This window comes from Levilactobacillus tujiorum, from assembly GCF_012641185.1.
GTDB classification, from domain to species: Bacteria; Bacillota; Bacilli; order Lactobacillales; family Lactobacillaceae; genus Levilactobacillus; species Levilactobacillus tujiorum.
This window is the reverse complement of record NZ_JAAXLK010000012.1, coordinates 1-17,087: the sequence shown is the minus strand read 5'-3', so window position 1 is coordinate 17,087 and position 17,087 is coordinate 1. Positions and strand designations below refer to the sequence as shown.

Annotated in this window: 19 protein-coding genes; 16 read left to right on the top strand and 3 right to left on the bottom strand. The window is 48.3% G+C overall.

Annotated features, from left to right (window positions below; genetic code table 11):
- Positions 1-2: 2 nt before the first annotated feature.
- Entirely contained in the window at positions 3-932 is a 930-nt protein-coding gene (locus tag HF569_RS07065; protein WP_168901876.1) for a deoxyribonuclease IV, read from the top strand.
- 89 nt (positions 933-1,021) lie between these two features.
- On the opposite strand, the gene HF569_RS07060 is transcribed toward HF569_RS07065, so the two are convergent.
- Positions 1,022-1,849 (bottom strand): pyruvate, water dikinase regulatory protein, encoded by an 828-nt coding sequence (locus HF569_RS07060; protein WP_168901875.1) that lies wholly within the window; start codon positions 1,847-1,849, stop codon positions 1,022-1,024.
- A gap of 194 nt (positions 1,850-2,043) precedes the next feature.
- Between HF569_RS07060 and rpsU the strand changes: the two genes are divergently transcribed.
- Both rpsU and HF569_RS07050 read left to right on the top strand, forming a co-directional pair.
- Positions 2,044-2,232: a 30S ribosomal protein S21 gene (rpsU, locus tag HF569_RS07055; RefSeq protein ID WP_011667518.1), complete on the top strand. Its 189-nt coding sequence runs from the start codon at positions 2,044-2,046 to the stop codon at positions 2,230-2,232.
- Between the two features lie 250 nt (positions 2,233-2,482).
- Positions 2,483-3,577: an NAD(P)-dependent alcohol dehydrogenase gene (locus HF569_RS07050; RefSeq protein WP_168901874.1), complete on the top strand. Its 1,095-nt coding sequence runs from the start codon at positions 2,483-2,485 to the stop codon at positions 3,575-3,577.
- A gap of 138 nt (positions 3,578-3,715) precedes the next feature.
- Here HF569_RS07050 and HF569_RS07045 read toward each other — a convergent pair whose 3' ends face one another.
- Positions 3,716-4,747, bottom strand: coding sequence for a zinc-binding alcohol dehydrogenase family protein (locus tag HF569_RS07045; protein ID WP_232842593.1), 1,032 nt, complete (start codon positions 4,745-4,747; stop codon positions 3,716-3,718).
- 219 nt (positions 4,748-4,966) lie between these two features.
- Between HF569_RS07045 and HF569_RS07040 the strand changes: the two genes are divergently transcribed.
- The 8 genes from HF569_RS07040 to recO all read left to right on the top strand — a co-directional run bounded on the left by HF569_RS07040 (position 4,967) and on the right by recO (position 10,183).
- A complete protein-coding gene (locus HF569_RS07040; protein ID WP_168901873.1) occupies positions 4,967-5,332 on the top strand; it encodes a winged helix-turn-helix transcriptional regulator in 366 nt (121 codons plus the stop codon).
- A 42-nt stretch (positions 5,333-5,374) separates the two neighbouring features.
- Entirely contained in the window at positions 5,375-5,821 is a 447-nt protein-coding gene (locus tag HF569_RS07035) for a GatB/YqeY domain-containing protein (RefSeq protein ID WP_168849859.1), read from the top strand.
- Positions 5,822-5,943: 122 nt separating this feature from the next.
- Positions 5,944-6,417, top strand: coding sequence for a GNAT family N-acetyltransferase (locus HF569_RS07030; RefSeq protein WP_168901872.1), 474 nt, complete (start codon positions 5,944-5,946; stop codon positions 6,415-6,417).
- 161 nt (positions 6,418-6,578) lie between these two features.
- Positions 6,579-7,565: a PhoH family protein gene (locus HF569_RS07025; protein ID WP_168849861.1), complete on the top strand. Its 987-nt coding sequence runs from the start codon at positions 6,579-6,581 to the stop codon at positions 7,563-7,565.
- Positions 7,565-8,053 carry an rRNA maturation RNase YbeY gene (gene ybeY, locus HF569_RS07020; RefSeq protein WP_168849862.1) on the top strand — a complete coding sequence of 163 codons (489 nt, stop codon included), beginning with the start codon at positions 7,565-7,567 and terminating at the stop codon, positions 8,051-8,053. The genes HF569_RS07025 and ybeY overlap by 1 nt, the downstream gene beginning before the upstream one ends.
- Complete coding sequence (locus HF569_RS07015) at positions 8,037-8,429, top strand: diacylglycerol kinase family protein (protein ID WP_168901871.1); 393 nt, start codon at positions 8,037-8,039, stop codon at positions 8,427-8,429. Before ybeY ends, HF569_RS07015 begins: the two co-directional genes overlap by 17 nt.
- A 12-nt stretch (positions 8,430-8,441) precedes the next feature.
- Entirely contained in the window at positions 8,442-9,347 is a 906-nt protein-coding gene (era, locus tag HF569_RS07010; protein WP_168901870.1) for a GTPase Era, read from the top strand.
- 20 nt (positions 9,348-9,367) lie between these two features.
- Positions 9,368-10,183, top strand: a complete 816-nt coding sequence (gene recO / locus HF569_RS07005; RefSeq protein WP_168901869.1) for a DNA repair protein RecO — start codon at positions 9,368-9,370, stop codon at positions 10,181-10,183.
- A 76-nt stretch (positions 10,184-10,259) separates the two neighbouring features.
- Here recO and HF569_RS07000 read toward each other — a convergent pair whose 3' ends face one another.
- Positions 10,260-10,841, bottom strand: a complete 582-nt coding sequence (locus tag HF569_RS07000; protein ID WP_168901868.1) for a helix-turn-helix transcriptional regulator — start codon at positions 10,839-10,841, stop codon at positions 10,260-10,262.
- Positions 10,842-11,026: 185 nt separating this feature from the next.
- Here HF569_RS07000 and HF569_RS06995 point away from each other — a divergent pair, with 185 nt between their 5' ends.
- The 5 genes from HF569_RS06995 to HF569_RS12335 all read left to right on the top strand — a co-directional run.
- Positions 11,027-11,452 (top strand): MarR family winged helix-turn-helix transcriptional regulator, encoded by a 426-nt coding sequence (locus HF569_RS06995; protein WP_168901867.1) that lies wholly within the window; start codon positions 11,027-11,029, stop codon positions 11,450-11,452.
- A 6-nt stretch (positions 11,453-11,458) separates the two neighbouring features.
- Entirely contained in the window at positions 11,459-12,616 is a 1,158-nt protein-coding gene (locus HF569_RS06990; RefSeq protein ID WP_168901866.1) for an MFS transporter, read from the top strand.
- A 438-nt stretch (positions 12,617-13,054) separates the two neighbouring features.
- A complete protein-coding gene (gene glyQ, locus HF569_RS06985) occupies positions 13,055-13,984 on the top strand; it encodes a glycine--tRNA ligase subunit alpha (RefSeq protein WP_168901865.1) in 930 nt (309 codons plus the stop codon).
- Positions 13,984-16,059 (top strand): glycine--tRNA ligase subunit beta, encoded by a 2,076-nt coding sequence (gene glyS, locus HF569_RS06980; RefSeq protein WP_168901864.1) that lies wholly within the window; start codon positions 13,984-13,986, stop codon positions 16,057-16,059. The genes glyQ and glyS overlap by 1 nt, the downstream gene beginning before the upstream one ends.
- 667 nt (positions 16,060-16,726) lie before the next feature.
- On the top strand, positions 16,727-17,087 hold a 361-nt coding region (locus tag HF569_RS12335), incomplete at its 3' end, for a hypothetical protein (RefSeq protein WP_211089668.1).

Genomic DNA, 17,087 nt, shown 5'->3' with positions numbered 1-17,087 from the left:
TGATGGCTGAGTTTTTAATCGGATCGCATGTCAGTATGAAGGGAAAGGATATGCTGCTGGGGTCAGCGAGAGAGGCCGCACAGTACGGTGAGAATGTCTTCATGATCTATACCGGCGCACCGCAGAACACGCGCCGCAAGCCGATCGACGAATTGAATATTCCAGCCGGCCGGCAATTCATGGCGGATCACGATCAACGAGCCGTGGTCATTCATGCGCCATACGTGGTTAATTTAGGGAATACCACTAAGCCGCAGAATTACGCCTTTGCGGTGGAATTCTTGACTAATGAGGTTAAACGAGCGGCGGCGCTTGGGGCAACTCAGATTGTTTTGCATCCCGGCGCGCACGTGGGTGCCGGTGCAGATGCCGCCATTGCCCAGATTGCCAAAGGACTGGATGAAATCTTGGCGGCGGCTGATGAACCGGTCCAGATTGCGCTAGAGACGATGGCGGGGAAGGGCACCGAAGTTGGTCGAACTTTTGAAGAACTCGCAGCGATTATGGACGCGACGGCAGCAAACGATCGGCTGTCGGTCTGTTTTGATACTTGCCATACCAGCGATGCCGGTTATGCCATCGCGACGGATTTTGACGGGGTACTCAATGAGTTTGATCACGTCATCGGGGTGGATAAGCTTAAGGTTATTCACTTGAATGATTCTAAGAATCCTCAGGGGAGCCACAAAGATCGCCACACCAATATTGGCCTGGGGACGTTGGGCTTTGACGTGTTGAATGGCGTGGCCCATCATCCTCAATTGACGGCCGTGCCGAAGATCATGGAGACCCCCGTGATTGGTCCCGATCGTAAGCATGGCGTCAATCCGCATGGCTATGAAGTCGTCATGTTAAAGGCACAACAGTTCAATCCAGACTTAGAGGCTGATGTTTTAGCGGGTAATCCAGTCGATGCCTACCTGAAACGATAGTGGTAGTAGGTAATCAAAAATCCCAATTTCTAGTGAGTTATTCACCAGAAATTGGGATTTTTAAGTCGGTCAATGAAAAACGGTGGTATTTAATCCGTTAGCGTGTGGGGAATCAAGTCGTAATCCACACTTTCCATGATTAAGGTGGCCGTTTCTTCGATGGACTTGTTGGAAACGTCGATGACGAGGCAGCCAATCTTCTTGTAGATTTTCTGGGCGTAGTCGAGTTCCTCGCTGATCTTTTTGGTGTCAGAATAGGCGCTGTCAGCAGGTAGGCCATAGGAAATCATTCGCTCTTGGCGGATTTTGCGCAACGCTTCAGGCTTGTTGGTGAGACCAAAGATGCGTTTAGGATCAACTTGCCATAACTCGTCTGGTAGCTGCGTCGTCGGCCCTAGCGGCAGGTTGGCTACGCGTAGGTTACGATTGGCCAAGAAGAGCGACAGCGGTGTTTTTGAGGTCCGTGAGACCCCTAGAATGACGATGTCAGCCTTGAGAAGACCAGTGGGGTCCTTACCATCATCATAGGTGACGGCGAACTCCATGGCGGCAATCCGATCGAAATAGGTATCATTCAAGTTGTGCACGAGGCCAGGCACTCCCTCTGGCGTGAGGCCAGTGGCATCTTGCATGACGCGCATAGCCGGTTGAATACAATCGAACTGCTGAAGTTGATTGGCCGTGGCAAACTCCCGGACTTTTTGACTGAGTTTGGCGTTCACCAGGGTGTGGAAGATCATCGCTCGTTGCTTTTTGGCCAAATTGAGAATGCCATCGAGAATGGAATCGGTTTGAATAAACGGGAACCGTTGATAGCTAGCTTGCACGGTGGGAAATTGTGACACAGCCGTTTGAGCCACGGTTAGCGCCGTTTCTCCGGAAGAATCGGAAATAATAAAGATGGTAATTTGCGGCATAGCGGACAACTCCTCGGACGTATTTTTCTTAATGATTACTCCTAGTTTACCCCCGACGATAAAACGGTTCAAATTTTATTTACTTGCGTTATTGACGCGGTTTAGATGATTATGTATAATAGTTAAGAACCGTTACGCCGGTGGTAAAAAGCTAACCGGCGTTATTACTTGTGCTCGGAGGGAGGGAATTTTATATGGCAAAGACAGTCGTTCGCAAAAACGAGTCTTTTGACGACGCTCTTCGGCGCTTCAAACGTACGGTTTCCCGTAGCGGTACTTTACAAGAATACCGTAAGCGTGAATTTTACGAAAAACCAAGTGTGAAGAAAAAGTTAAAATCAGAAGCTGCGCGTAAGCGTAAAGCTAAGAAGAAGCGTTTCTAAGCTCTTTTTGCAATTTAACTAAAAAACCGCTGACCTTATGGTTGGCGGTTTTTTGTATGGCAAATTTAGAAAATAAGTAATCGTACTATTGGTATTCAATTTGGCGACAGGAAGGTAAAGAGGGTACTTTTATCGGTCAGCTATTTGTGAATATTGTTTGAATTTCTATTGATTGTCTTTGAAATTTGTAGATTCTAGTATAGAATGAGTCTATTTGTTACATAATGATCAAACTATGGAGGGACATTTAATGGATATTACGGTAGCAATGGCACGTAAATCAGGTGAACCATTGACAATTGAAAAAGCACAACTAGCGGATTTAGAAAGTGATGAGGTTCTTGTAAAGATGGTAGCTAGTGGTGTTTGCCACACTGATGCCGTTGGTCGCGATGCAGGTATGGCAGGATATCCGGTGGTACTTGGACACGAAGGTTCTGGGATTGTACAAGAAGTGGGATCGTCCGTATCAACCGTTGAGCCTGGAGACCATGTGGTTTTGTCGTTTAACTCATGTGGTGTATGCGAAAGCTGCCTGTCTGGGCATCCAGCAGAATGTGATAAGTTGAATCAAATTAATTTTGGTGGGCGTCGAAAAGATGGTTCCGCCGCTATCACGCAAGATGGCGAGGAAGTATCAAACTTCTTCGGTCAATCTTCATTCAGCACTTATTCAGTGGTTTCTGAGCGTGGTGTTGTTAAAGTTGACGAGGGCGCTGACCTTAAGCTGCTCGGACCTCTAGGCTGTGGTGTTCAAACTGGTGCGGGGACTGTCTTACAGTATTTCAAGCCTAAGTTTGGCGATTCAATTGTTATTTTTGGTGCTGGAGCGGTCGGCTTATCTGGTGTTATGGCGGCTAGGTTAATGAATATGGAACACATCATTGTTGTGAACCGGCCTAATCCATACCGATTGGATATGGCTCGTGAATTAGGCGCAACTGATGTAATTGAAAGTAAACCGGGTGTTGATGTCGTTGCTGAAATTAAACGTATTACTGGTAATGGAGCGGACTTCGCGTTGGAAACGACAGGCGCGGCACAATGTATTAAGCAGTCAGTCAACGCTATTAAGCCACGAGGTATTGATGCAGTGGTCGGAATTGCTGGTGACGTCACATTTAACGTAAATGACGATATTATGGCCGAAAGTAAGACCATTGCCGGTGTTATCGAAGGCGATGCAATTCCACAAATCTTCATTCCTAAAATCGTTAAGTATTATCAAAAGGGGTTGTTCCCATTCGATAAGCTCACTAGATTCTATAAGTTTGAAGACATCAATCAAGCTTTTGCCGATTCCGCAAGTGGTAAAGTGATCAAGCCGATTATTGTCTTTGACTAAATACTTGATAGTTGCTTTTTAAACCAAGTAGATATTTGTATGTTTTTTACCAGTTTGGCGAAATAAAATAGCCGTTTCCAACGATCCTATTGCTAGTGCAAGCAGATTGTTGGGAGCGGCTATTGCGTTAGTTAGTAGTTAATCTTCGTTGGTTAAGACGACCTTGCCAATCATGCGATTGGATTCGACCAAGGCGTGGGCCGCGCGAAGGTTGGCGGCGTTAATGGGCGTAAACGTCTGAGTCAGTGTAGATTGAAGTTGACCATTGTCTAACAGTTGTCGAATTTGTTCCAGAATAATATGTTGACTGATCATGTCAGCCGTTTCGTAGAATGATTTAGTGTACATCCACTCCCAGGCGAAGGTAGCCCGTTTCTGCTTGAGGGCGCGTAAGTCTAGTGGTTGATCGCTGCCGGTAATCGACGCGATGTGGCCGCTGGGTTTGATGAGTGCGACAATTTCCTGCCAATGTTGATTGAGGTTGCTCAATTCTAAAATGTAATCAACTGTTGCATAGCCCAGTGCGTGGACTTCATCAATCAAGTTCTTCCGGTGGTTAGCGACCATATCTGCGCCGTGCGCCTTAGTCCAGGCGATGGTCTCCGGTCGAGAGGCGGTGGCAATGACGGTTAAACCAGCCAGATGTGCCAGCTGGGTAGCGACTGAGCCTACACCACCGGCGCCATTGATAATGAGGATCGTTTTGCCTGAGTTGTTGGCAGGGTCATTGCTGGCAATCGCTAGTTGTTCAAAGAGGGCTTCCCACGCAGTCAGCGAGGTGAGCGGCATGGCAGCAATTTCGGCCGGACTAAGCTGAGTCGGCGCGTGCCCCATGATGCGTTCGTCCACGAGGTGGTACTCGCTGTCCGTTCCGGGGCGCTTGAAAGAGCCGGCGTAAAAGACACGATCACCTGGTTGGAAGAGGGTTACCGCATCGCCGACGGCCGTCACGGTGCCATAAGCGTCCCAGCCAATGACTTTGGGTGAAGGCAATGTGCCTGAAGTTTGGCGACGAACGCCAGTATCAACTGGATTAACGGAGGTTGCCTGAACCTTGACTAGAATGTCGTGACCGGTGGGTGTCGGTTTAGGTTCCAAAAATTCAAAGAAACTCTTTTCATTTTCAATGGGTAAGTGCTGGGTGAACCCAATAGCCCGCATATCTGACATCATAAAACTTCCCTTCTGAAATGCTGAGGTTACTGATAGCCTAATCTATCGTCACGAGAAAAACAATCCTGAACTTTTAGGGAGTTACTAACACTTTTGTGAGCGAGCTGAGAAATTGTGGCAGTTGGTGGATGCAAATAGAAATCAGAAATCAAGATAGTCGATTTTTGGTGCGGGTCAGCGTAGACTGAGACCGTTGATGTAAGGGGGATGGAGACAATGGAACGACAGGCTTACGATTGTGCCGCGGGGTGCCCAGTAGAAAGTACGTTACAATTCGTAGCAGGCAAGTGGAAGAGTGTGATTTTGTACCGATTATTTCAGGAACAGGTGGGCCGTTACAGTGACTTTGAGCGTTGGATGCCCACTATCTCTGCCAGAATGTTGGCCCGCCAGTTGCGAGAGTTGGTGGCAGATGGCCTGTTGGAAAAGAAAATTTACGCACAGGTTCCGCCGAAGACTGAATACCGACTGACGGCATTCGGCCGCTCCCTGTGGCCAGTCATTTCGGCCATGGAACAGTGGGGACAACGGTACAATTTAGGACAAGTTAAAGCAACTTCGACTGACGTTCTCCCTAAATAGGTGTAAACTAATAAGTAATTATGATTTTTAGGAGGAGAAAGAATGAGTTTAGAAACCCAACTCAACACTGATTTAAAGACGGCTATGAAGGCGCACGACAAATTATCCTTGAATGTGATTCGGATGATGAAGGCTTCATTGACGAATGAAAAGGTCAAGCAAGGCCATGATTTAACGCCGGATGAAGAATTAACGGTAGTTTCCCGCGAATTAAAGCAGCGGAAAGAATCCATGGAAGAATTTGCTAAGGGTAACCGGGACGACTTGGTCGAAGGCGTAAAAGCTGAGATCGCTATCGTTGAAAAGTATGCGCCTAAGCAAATGAGCGAAGATGAAATTGCCAAGATCGTCGCTGACAGCATCGCTAAGGTGTCTGCTAGTGGTATGGGTGACTTTGGTAAGGTCATGGGCGTTGTCATGCCTCAAGTTAAGGGCAAGGCCGATGGTGCCATCGTCAACAAGACCGTTAAGGCCCAATTAAATAAGTAATCTAAGGAAGAGTCTGAGATAGAAGTCTCAGACTCTTTTTCATCGCTGAGTGTGACTAGTTGAAACGGATACTAGTGGGCAGTTGATACGCACCAATTTTTTAACGAATGGAGGGAATTGGAATGACGCTTGTCTATCAAAAAATAAGTCAACCAACGCCCGAGCAGAATGCCTTGTTGCTAACGGCCGATCCCAGTCAGCGACTAATTGATCATTACTTGCCATTGTCGACGGCGTTTGCCGCACAGGATGAACAAGGGCTGGTAGGCGTCTTGGTCCTTCTCCCGCGAGCTCAGCAAACGTTGGAAATTGCGAATTTGGCGGTAACGGCCAGTCGCCAGCGCCAGGGGTTTGCTAAGGTGCTGTTAGAGTTTGCTCGACAATGGGCGATGGAACACGGTTATCGGACGCTGCGCGTGGCAACTGGGTCGACCAGCCTGATTCAATTGCGCCTTTATCAGCAGTGTGGGTATCGAATCGTGGCGGTGGAACCGGACTACTTTACGCAGGCTTATTCAGAGGAGATCTTTGAAAATGGTTTGAGGCTGCGTGATCGACTCGTGTTGGAACGTAAAGTTGAAATTCCAAAGTATTGAGGCAGTATTGAAAATTTGGAAAGCTTGAGACTATAAATTCTCTGTTATTTCACTTGTCATTAGCTCCTATGGGCTTTTCGCGTCGAATCCTTTTACAATCCCCGGCAATATGCTAAAATTTGACTATCAGACACTAATTAAAAATAAAGGAGCCACCGTATTTGACTGAAAACACAACGATTGAAAAAGAATATATCTTGGCACGACCCGAAGATGAGGTCGCACTACTGGGGGCCCAAGATCAGTTTGTCACCATCCTTGAAGAGGGCTTGCAGGTGACCATCAAGCCCTTTGGCAATTCAATCAAAGTCTCCGGTGCCGCGGATGCGGTTGACCAAACGCTGGCTATCTTAAGAAACTTGAGTGACTTGTTGGCTAAGGGCATTAAGCTCAACAGTGCTGACGTGATTAGCGCTATGAAGATGGCCGGGAAGGGAACCCTAACGTACTTTAAGGATTTCTACAATGAAACGCTGATCAAGGATGCCAAGGGCCGGGCCATTCGGGTCAAGAATTTTGGCCAGCGCCAATATATTGATGCAATCAAACACAATGATATTACCTTTGGTATCGGTCCAGCCGGTACCGGGAAGACTTTTCTAGCCGTGGTCATGGCCGTGGCAGCGTTGAAGCGTGGCGACGTGGAAAAACTGATCATTACGCGTCCTGCCGTGGAAGCCGGCGAAAGTCTGGGCTTTCTGCCAGGGGATCTGAAGGAAAAGGTTGATCCATACCTGCGGCCGATCTATGATGCGCTGTATGCCATCTTAGGCGCAGAGCACACGACTCGCTTGATGGATCGTGGGGTCATTGAGATTGCGCCACTGGCTTACATGCGTGGTCGGACCCTTGAATCTGCCTTTGTTATCTTGGATGAAGCGCAAAATACGACCAATATGCAAATGAAGATGTTCCTAACGCGACTGGGCTTTGGTTCTAAGATGATTGTGAACGGAGACATTTCGCAAATTGACTTACCGCACAATGCCAAATCAGGGCTGATTCAAGCCCAACACATCTTGCAAAACGTGAGTCACATTAATTTTGTGACCTTTAATGCCGATGATGTGGTCCGGCACCCAGTCGTGGCCAGCATCATTAATGCCTATGAAGCCAACGATACTAAACCAAATGGAGCTAATAAATAATGGATCTAGAGATTTACGACAAAACCAAAGACGGTGTGCCAGCTAAGCACGTGGATATGATTAAGGACGTTCTGGAGTATGCGGGCAAGTATTTAAAACTCGCTGAGAACACGGAAATGTCCGTCACGTTGATGAATAATGAAGATATCCATCAAATTAATAAACAATATCGTGGGGTTGACCGGGCAACCGATGTCATCAGTTTTGCGATTGAAGATGATGAGGACGCTGATGACGATTTTCCGTTGGTAATGGATGACGAAATGGCCGCAGAGATTCCGGAAAACATTGGCGATATTTTTGTATCCATGGATAAGGTCGAAGAACAGGCGGAATACTTGGGCCATTCCTACGAACGGGAATTAGGTTTTCTCGTGGTCCACGGGTTCCTTCACTTGAACGGCTATGATCACATGAAGCCTGAGGATGAGAAAGTCATGTTCAAGCTGCAGGCGGATATTTTAGACGCTTATGGCCTCAAACGGTAAAAAACAGACCGGTAAAAACCGGGCGTTTATACAGTCGTTGGGTCATGCGTGGGATGGCCTGCGCGCTTTGTTTCACTACGAACGAAATTTTAGAAAACACCTGGCTTTAGGCACGCTGGCAGTGATTATGGGGATCATTCTGCGCTTAAGCCTCAACGAATGGCTCTGGCTAGTCTTAGCCATCTTCTTGGTGCTGATTGCGGAGACACTGAATACCATCGTGGAGGCCGTGGTTGACCTGGTGGTGGGCACGACCTATCATGATTTAGCTAAACGAGCTAAGGATGTGGCTGCCGGTGGCGTGCTGCTGGCCGCAACTTTTGCGGTGATTGTCGCCGCCTTAGTCATGTTGCCAGCCCTAAGTCGGTGGTTCTAAGTGGAGGAAAATATGGATAATCCAAATTATAAATCAGGTTTTGTGGCGATTGTTGGCCGTCCTAATGTAGGAAAATCAACATTTTTAAACCGGGTAATTGGCCAAAAGATTGCGATCATGTCGGATACCGCGCAAACGACGCGGAATAAGATTCAAGGGATCTATACGACGGATGAAGCACAAATCGTCTTTATCGACACTCCGGGGGTCCACAAGCCGAAGAGTAAGCTGGGCGATTACATGGTACAGTCAGCGATGTCGGCGCTTAACGAGGTCGATGCTGTGCTCTTCATGATTAACGCAGCTGAAAAGCGCGGTGCCGGTGATAACTTTATTATTGACCGCTTAAAGGGGATTACGGCGCCGGTCTACCTGTTAATCAACAAGATTGATCAGATTCACCCGGATGATCTACTGTCTGTGATGGATCAGTATAAGACGGCGTTGCCTTGGAAGGCCGTCTACCCAATCTCTGCGTTAGAGGGAAATAACGTTGACGATTTTCTCTCTGACTTGGTTGACGAGATGCCTAACGGGCCACAGTACTATCCCGAAGACCAGGTAACCGATCACCCCGAACGGTTTGTGGTCAGTGAATTAATTCGAGAAAAGATCTTCATGTTAACGCGTGAAGAAGTTCCGCATTCTGTGGCGGTTGAAATCGAGAGTATGAAACAAAAGGACGAGGACCACGTGCATATTGAGGCCACGATCATCGTCGAACGGCCCACTCAAAAGGGCATTATGATTGGTAAGGGCGGTAGCATGCTCAAGAAGATCGGGACCATGGCTCGGCGCGATATTGAACACTTGCTAGGCAGTAAGGTTTATTTGCAATTATGGGTCAAGGTTCAGCCAAATTGGCGGGACAAGTCAACGCTGTTGAAGAGCTACGGCTATCGGAAGGACGATCTTTAGACTGAATCAAGAAAGTAGGGATGACTGTGGCACGTAATGTGACGGACTTTCACGGCATCCTGTTATTTCGCCACGATTACGCGGAACGGGACTTCTTAATCAAATTTTTGACGCAAGAGTTCGGAAAAAAGATGTTTCTGGTCCGGGGGGCTAAGAAAAAAGGCTTCAGGATGGTTGCCGATATTTTACCATTTACGGTGGGAAGCTACGTGGGCGATATCGCCGACGACGGCCTATCGTATATTCGAACGGCGCGTGAAACCAGCCAATTTCAGAATATTAGCGCAGACATTTTCAAGAACGCCTATGCCACGTATATCATGAGTCTGGTGGATTCGGCGTTTCCAGACAGCCAACCGTTACCGGATTGGTATCATCGAGTGCAACGGGCGCTAACCTTGATTGACGATGGGGTCAATGCGTCAATCGTGACCAACATCATGGAAATTCAGTTGATGCCAGCCTTCGGGGTAGCGCCCCAACTCCAGGGCTGTGCCGTCTGTGGTAGAAATGACTTACCGTTTGACTACTCGGAAAGCTACGGGGGGCTCCTGTGCCAGCAGCATTGGCAGATGGACCCGCGGCGCTTACACTTGGGTCAGCGCACCATTTATTATCTGCGGCAGTTCTCAGTGCTCGATCTGGATAAGCTTCATACGATTAATGTGAAGCCCCAGACGGAACATGCGCTGCGGCAGTTGATGGATGAAATCTATGATAGTCAGATTGGGGTGCATCCTAAGAGCAAGCGGTTCTTGGATCAGATGCAGTCCTGGTCGGCGCGGATGACGATGCCATCGAGTAATGCACCGAATGACTCGTCGGACAAAAATTAAAACAGCCCATACAATGCTTAAAACGACACACCCGTGATTCTTGTGGGCGTGTCGTTTTAACATACGGTGGACTAATTTAGAGTGACCAGTGTAACACCGCTTTTGCAATCCACCAGGTTATGCCACCGCCGATGAGCAACCCAACGAGGCCGCTTAGTACGAGGGTTAAGGTTTGACGCATGTGCGACTGCGGGCTAGTTGGTGCGGGCTGATGGTGCAAGTAGGCTTTGATTTGGTGAAACGTCTTCAGTTGAAGCTTTTGGCTGAGATGGATGAGATAGCCCATCAAGGCTAGACCAATAGTGGTGAGCGCGGCAATGGCCATGGCGATCGGAACCATAGGTAACCAGCGGAGACTGACGAAGAGTCCGTAAACGGCAACCAAACAGCCAATCGCGGCTAAGGTGAGCGGCTTGAGATGGTATTGAGCGGTTTGATTTTGTACGGCAGATAAATCGGCTTGGACCAGGTCGTTGACGGATACGTGATACAGATTGGCCAAGCGGACCAAGCTCTGAATGTCTGGGTAAGTCTTGCCCGTTTCCCAATTGGAAATGGTTTGCCGGGACGTATAGAGCGCTTCGGCCAAGTCAGTCTGAGTTAGATGTTGCTGCTGACGATAGGCAACCAGGGTGTGCTGCAAGTTTAGGGATGCCATTGGAAAGTTTCCTTTCTGTGATGACTTAATTGTCTCATTGTTCTGGCACTTTGTCTGTCAAAAGTCTTTGGCATAGTGGTAATGAAGAGATTTAAGTGGGGAAAATGCTGACTGATCTAAAAAAGATTAAGCCGGCTCTTCCCAAATTATACAGCTAGCTGTATAGTTAATGCAGAGGTGATTTCATGAACGACAATCAATTGCTGTCTCGTAAACTTGTGATTTTAGGCCGACAAATCCGGCACAAGCGAAACTTATTCGTCGGTCAGATCGGATTGACTAGCGAACAAGCAGATGCGTTGCGTTTCTTTGCTGATTATCCGCACAGCACGATTACGGACTTTAAAAGCCATCAGCAGATTACCCATCAAACGGCGCGGCTCATTGTTAAGCGATTGGTTGAGCGAAAGTTATTGCGGTTGGATGCCAATCCCAATGATGGTCGTGCCAAGCTAGTGTGCTTTACCGCAGCTGGTGTTGCGAAGCGTCAGCAGATGGATGCCCACTTAAAAACGACCGGGCAGGTTCTGTTTGGGGGATTTACAATGGCAGAGCAGCAGCAATTGCTTGCCATGCTCAAACGAGTTGATAAAAATCTAGAAAGGGATTGAAGTTGTGTGAAGGTTCAATTGTATACGAAAGATGTGAAATTAATTTTAGCAGCAGGTTTTTTCTTCCTCATGAGTCCTATGTTGGTCAATCCGATTATTGCCGGATTCTCGAGTAATATTGGTGCAAGTAGCGTTGTGGCCGGGGGCGTCGCTGGGATGATGAACCTGACGTCAATGGTCCTGCGACCGTTGGCCGGAAATCTAACAGATCGTATTTCCAAATATCGGTTAAGTTTTGCCGGGGGGATCTTAATTCTGATCGCCTGCGTTGGCTACGGCGTGACGACGTCAGTACCCTTGATTATGCTGTGGCGAATCGTGAATGGGGTCGGCTATACGTTGTGCACGGTCTGCATGTCAACTTGGATGGTCAGTCTCTTACCAGCAAATCGGATTGGTACCGGTATGGGGATTTACGGGACAGCGAATGCCTTGGGGATGGCGATAGGACCCGCGGTGAGTGTCTATCTTTTTCACCATTTCGGCTACCGTAGTGTCTTCTGGGTTGCGACGTTCTGTGTACTACTGTTACTGGTAATTATCCAATTTGTAGGCAATCGTGGTGTTCCTCAGGCGGATTATCGGCAGAATAAGGTGCAACAGCCTAAACTACGGCTGATCCAGCCTAAGGTAGTCCCAGTTGCCGTTATTCTCTTGCTCTTTTCGCTACCGTATTTTGCGACGCAGACCTATATTGTAAGCTATGTGAAACACCGGGGCTTTGATATTCCGGTGGGTGCTTTCTTTCCGGTCTATGCGCTGGTTTTGCTGGCTATGCGCATCCTGCTACGGGATGCGTTTGATCGGACACCCTTTAAAAAATTCTTTTGGATCTGCCTGGGATGTAATCTGATTGGGATTATTGGCTTAACGGAAATGACGAACTGGCTGATGCTGGCAGTGGGCGCAGTGGGATTCGCTGCGGGCTATGGGCTGATGTTTTCCATTTGCCAGGCCAAGTCTCTCACGTTAGTGGCCGAGTCCGACCGAGGCCTGGCTAACAGTACATTTTACATTGGAATTGATCTGGGGATGGCGCTTGGCCCTATACTAGCAGGGGCTATTACGACCTATCTGCCGTGGGCCTGGCTCTATCCAGTGATGGCAGTGACATTGCCGCTACTGGTGGTTGTGTACTGGCTGAGTCGACGAGAGCTAGCCTAGGGTTAAGTGTGATTTATGGGATACACGTGAGTAATCCAGTCGGCAGTTTGGAGCAATCGCAGTCGGCCGAACGTATTAGGCGGAGACTTCGCTGCTCATTTCTGCGAAACACATTGACATCCCCGCTCCAGACGGCTATGATAAAACACAGTTAAATAAGTCGATTATGATGAATGAGAGTCATACCGGCGTTGGTTTAGCGAGTTCGGGATAGTGGAAGCCGAATCCAAGGCGGTGTGAGTTGGCACATTCGGAGTCGTTTCCAAGTAAGCTGCTAGTCATTGACTAGAAGTAGGGTGGAACCGCGAAATTAAAATTCGTCCCTACGTGAATTTGCCTCGGTGAATTCTCGTAGGGATTTTTTGCGCGCTTATTTGTTTAATCGGTCAACCAGCTGAAGTTTGTCGACTGGCAACCACACAAGGAGGAACTGCACCCATGACAGAAAAACTGTCCATGCAAGCAATCATTTTAAAGTTACAACAGTATTGGTCTGCACAAGGTTGCATGCTGATGCAAGCTTACGATACTGAAAAAGGGGCCGGTACCATGAGTCCCTACACGTTCTTACGGGCAATTGGTCCAGAACCTTGGAACGCCGCTTATGTTGAACCTTCCCGGCGACCAGCCGATGGTCGTTACGGGGAAAACCCTAACCGGTTATACCAACATCACCAATTCCAAGTCATCATGAAGCCTTCACCCGATAACATTCAAGAGCTTTACTTGAACAGTTTGCGTGAGTTGGGTATCGATCCTTTGGAACACGATATCCGCTTCGTTGAAGATAACTGGGAGAACCCATCCATGGGTTGTGCCGGTGTGGGTTGGGAAGTCTGGTTGGACGGGATGGAAATCACCCAATTCACTTACTTCCAAGTCGTTGGGGGGATGGAAGTTGATCCCGTGACCTCCGAAGTAACGTACGGTTTGGAACGGTTAGCTTCTTACGTTCAAGACGTGAACTCCGTCTTTGACCTGGAATGGGCTGATGGTGTGAAGTATGGTGACATCTTCAAAGAACCAGAATACGAACACTCCAAGTACAGTTTTGAAGAAAGCGATCAAGACATGTTACTGCGGCACTTCGATGAATACGAAGCTGAAGCTAAGAAACAGATTGCTAATGGCTTGGTTCACCCAGCCTACGACTACATTTTGAAGTGTAGCCACACCTTCAACCTGTTAGATGCTCGTGGCGCAGTTTCCGTTACGGAACGGGCCGGTTATCTTTCACGGATTCGGAACATGGCACGCGCCGTGGCACGGGCCTTCGTTGCTGAACGGAAGAAACGTGGTTTCCCATTGATTAAGGATGAAGACCTACGTGCAAAATTACTAGCAGACGATGAGGAGGCCAAAAAATAATGGCACACACATTTTTACTGGAAATTGGACTAGAAGAAATGCCCGCTCACGTTGTGACACCAGCCATTAAGCAGTTGGTCAAGCGGACAGCTGATTATTTAAAGGAACAACGTGTGGCTTACGACGACATTAAGCCATTCTCAACGCCGCGGCGGTTAGCGGTACAAATCACGGGCTTGGCCGACAAGCAAGACGATATCAGTGAATCCGTTAAGGGACCCGCTAAGAAGATCGCCCAGGACGCTGATGGTAACTGGACGAAGGCCGCTATCGGCTTTACCCGGGGCCAAGGCTTAACGCCAGATGACATTACGTTTAAGGAAATTAAGGGGACTGAATACGTCTACGTGGACAAGTTCATTGCCGGTGAACCGGTCGCTACTGTCTTGGCAGGGTTGCGTGACATTGTCATGGCCATGACGTTCCCAACCATGATGAAGTGGAGCACCCACCATTTCCAATATATTCGGCCAATTCGCTGGATGGTGGCTTTGCTGGATGACCAAGTCATTCCATTCACCATTCTCGACGTGACGACAGGGCGGAGCACCCGTGGTCACCGTTTCTTAGGAAAAGAAATTGACCTGGCAACGGCTGCGGACTATGAAGAAAGCTTGACCAGCCAATTCGTCATCGCTGACGCTGACAAGCGTAAGGCGCTGATTAAGAAGCAAATCAATAAATTGGCTACGGACAACGACTGGACGGTCGATATTGATGCCGGCTTGCTGGAAGAAGTCAATAACTTGGTTGAATGGCCAACTGCCTTTGCCGGTAGCTTTGACGAGAAATACCTGACGATTCCAGATGAAGTGCTCATCACGTCAATGCGTGATCACCAACGGTTCTTCTACGCGCGTGACGCTGCCGGTAAGTTGTTGCCAGTCTTCATCTCCGTACGAAACGGAACGGACCATGACTTACAAAACGTGGTTGCTGGTAACGAAAAAGTGCTGGCGGCACGGCTAGAAGATGCGATGTTCTTCTACACGGAAGACCAGAAGAAGACGATTGCCGATTACGTTGATCGTTTGAAGACGGTTAGTTTCCACGACAAGATTAGTACCATGGCTGAAAAGATGGACCGGGTTAAGGCCATTGTGTCCGTCTTGGCTAAGCATCTGAACTTAAATGATGCCCAAACTAAGGCTACGTTGCGGGCTAGTGAAATTTACAAGTTCGATCTCGTTACTGGCATGGTCGGTGAATTTGCCGAACTCCAAGGGGTCATGGGTGAGAAATACGCCCTGTTAGCTGGCGAAGATCCTGCCGTTGCCCAAGCGATTCGCGAACACTACGAACCAATCTCAGCGGATGGCGCACTGCCAGAGTCCGTTCCTGGGGCTGTCTTGGCCTTAGCTGACAAGTTCGATAGCATTTTGACCTTCTTTGCTGCTGGGATGATTCCAAGTGGGTCCAATGACCCTTACGCTCTGCGACGTCAAGCAACGGGGATTGTACGGATTGCGAAGGATCAGAACTGGGCCTTACCGGTCGCTGAATTGGCACAAGATTTTATCGCTGCTGAAACGGCTGCTGAAGTGGCACCTGATCTGGACCAAGCGAGTCAGATTCAAGCCGTAGTGGACTTCGTTAAGGACCGGATTCGGAAGATCTTGCGTTCCGCTAAGCAACGTCACGATATCATTGACGCCGTGACGAACGGGAGTAGCAGTGATGTCTTGCGGATCTTCACGGCTGCTGACATTTTGGCTAGCCATGCAGATGATGCCAACTTCAAGGCAGTGATTGAATCCTTGACGCGGGTGATTCGATTAGCTCAAAAGGCGCCAGCTGAATTGGCGGATGCCACGGTTGATGCTAAATTGTTCGAAAACGACAGTGAAGGTGCCTTAGAACAAGGGGTTACCGAAGTCGCTGCGGCCGCTGACAAGGGCTTGAATGACCTTTACGCGGCGTTGGCTGATATCCAACCGACGATCGCTGCTTACTTTGAGGCAACGATGGTTATGGCAAAAGACGATGCTGTCCGGAATAATCGGTTGACCGAGCTGAGCAAGTTAGCCAACTTGGCCTTAGGCTTAGGCGATTTGGATCAATTAATTGTTAAATAAATTAGGGTAATGAGAACCAGCTCCGGATTGGGGCTGGTTTTTTTATGGGCTGAAGGTTGAAAGATAGAGTACCTATCTTATTTCTGTATTGGTAAAAGTTTGCGCCGTTAAGTTGGTCGCGCTCCGACTGCCAGAGATTCCGCCTGCTGTGGAACGCCTGTGGCCTGAGAAGCGGCTATCCGGCTCGGTTGTGTTTTATCAGGAAAGCAGTTGGGAAACATGATGACTTGATAATTTTTTCACTTCAGTTGATAGCGGATGTGACAGTCGTTATCTTAGTCGCCCAAGGGTGTTATGTAAGCCGTGAGGTCAGCAGATATGGGCTCAGGCGCGTCGTTCTACTTAGTCGGTGAGTGAACTGCTCACTGGCTTAGTAGAAAACCAAGCTTGTAGACTCGGCACTTTCGAGGCTTCAAGTTGTGTTCGCACCGATCCAGCCCATATCTGCTGACCGGTAAGGCGAAGAGACTGCCTTGTTGCCTAATTTTCTGGTCGCTGTTAGATTGGGGATAACCAGTATTTTAGAACTTTCGACCTTCAGTTATGGGCAAACGGACGATGAGTACGGAGAATACTGAGTTCGATAGTAGGTTTGCGTATACCGGAGCAAAACGGTAGCGTAACGTTGGTTCACCTGCCATCATAGCGGTGAAGGTGGGTGGTGTGGATGTTATTGCCAAATTTTGCGGGATCCACGTTAGCCAGTTACCGGTTGGTGAGCTGGGTCTTCTTGGGAATAAGTTGGTGGTGTCAGCTGGAGTCGATCACATGGTGGACGATCCAGCCGGTGCGGTCACTCGAAGAACTGGTTATTTTTACGGGATTGGCAGTGATGCTGACGGTGGGAACCAGTCTTTTTAAGACTATCAGTTGGTCGGGGACAGCGGCCTTTATGCGTGATTTAAACTTTATCTTTCTACCTGAATTATTCACCAGAAACTCCAAAATCCCCATCAAACACATGATTCAAGTGCTTGATGGGAATTTTACGTTTTCACCTTTTAAGTGCAGAAAAAGAGCCTCAGCTC

What these genes read in the sequence shown, in the direction of transcription:
- HF569_RS07065 (WP_168901876.1), top strand. Translation starts at nt 3, where the DNA reads ATGGCTGAGTTTTTAATCGGATCGCATGTCAGTATGAAGGGAAAGGAT.
- HF569_RS07060 (WP_168901875.1), bottom strand. Translation starts at nt 1,849, where the DNA reads ATGCCGCAAATTACCATCTTTATTATTTCCGATTCTTCCGGAGAAACG.
- rpsU (WP_011667518.1), top strand. Translation starts at nt 2,044, where the DNA reads ATGGCAAAGACAGTCGTTCGCAAAAACGAGTCTTTTGACGACGCTCTT.
- HF569_RS07050 (WP_168901874.1), top strand. Translation starts at nt 2,483, where the DNA reads ATGGATATTACGGTAGCAATGGCACGTAAATCAGGTGAACCATTGACA.
- HF569_RS07045 (WP_232842593.1), bottom strand. Translation starts at nt 4,747, where the DNA reads ATGTCAGATATGCGGGCTATTGGGTTCACCCAGCACTTACCCATTGAA.
- HF569_RS07040 (WP_168901873.1), top strand. Translation starts at nt 4,967, where the DNA reads ATGGAACGACAGGCTTACGATTGTGCCGCGGGGTGCCCAGTAGAAAGT.
- HF569_RS07035 (WP_168849859.1), top strand. Translation starts at nt 5,375, where the DNA reads ATGAGTTTAGAAACCCAACTCAACACTGATTTAAAGACGGCTATGAAG.
- HF569_RS07030 (WP_168901872.1), top strand. Translation starts at nt 5,944, where the DNA reads ATGACGCTTGTCTATCAAAAAATAAGTCAACCAACGCCCGAGCAGAAT.
- ybeY (WP_168849862.1), top strand. Translation starts at nt 7,565, where the DNA reads ATGGATCTAGAGATTTACGACAAAACCAAAGACGGTGTGCCAGCTAAG.
- HF569_RS07015 (WP_168901871.1), top strand. Translation starts at nt 8,037, where the DNA reads ATGGCCTCAAACGGTAAAAAACAGACCGGTAAAAACCGGGCGTTTATA.
- era (WP_168901870.1), top strand. Translation starts at nt 8,442, where the DNA reads ATGGATAATCCAAATTATAAATCAGGTTTTGTGGCGATTGTTGGCCGT.
- recO (WP_168901869.1), top strand. Translation starts at nt 9,368, where the DNA reads ATGACTGTGGCACGTAATGTGACGGACTTTCACGGCATCCTGTTATTT.
- HF569_RS07000 (WP_168901868.1), bottom strand. Translation starts at nt 10,841, where the DNA reads ATGGCATCCCTAAACTTGCAGCACACCCTGGTTGCCTATCGTCAGCAG.
- HF569_RS06995 (WP_168901867.1), top strand. Translation starts at nt 11,027, where the DNA reads ATGAACGACAATCAATTGCTGTCTCGTAAACTTGTGATTTTAGGCCGA.
- glyQ (WP_168901865.1), top strand. Translation starts at nt 13,055, where the DNA reads ATGACAGAAAAACTGTCCATGCAAGCAATCATTTTAAAGTTACAACAG.
- glyS (WP_168901864.1), top strand. Translation starts at nt 13,984, where the DNA reads ATGGCACACACATTTTTACTGGAAATTGGACTAGAAGAAATGCCCGCT.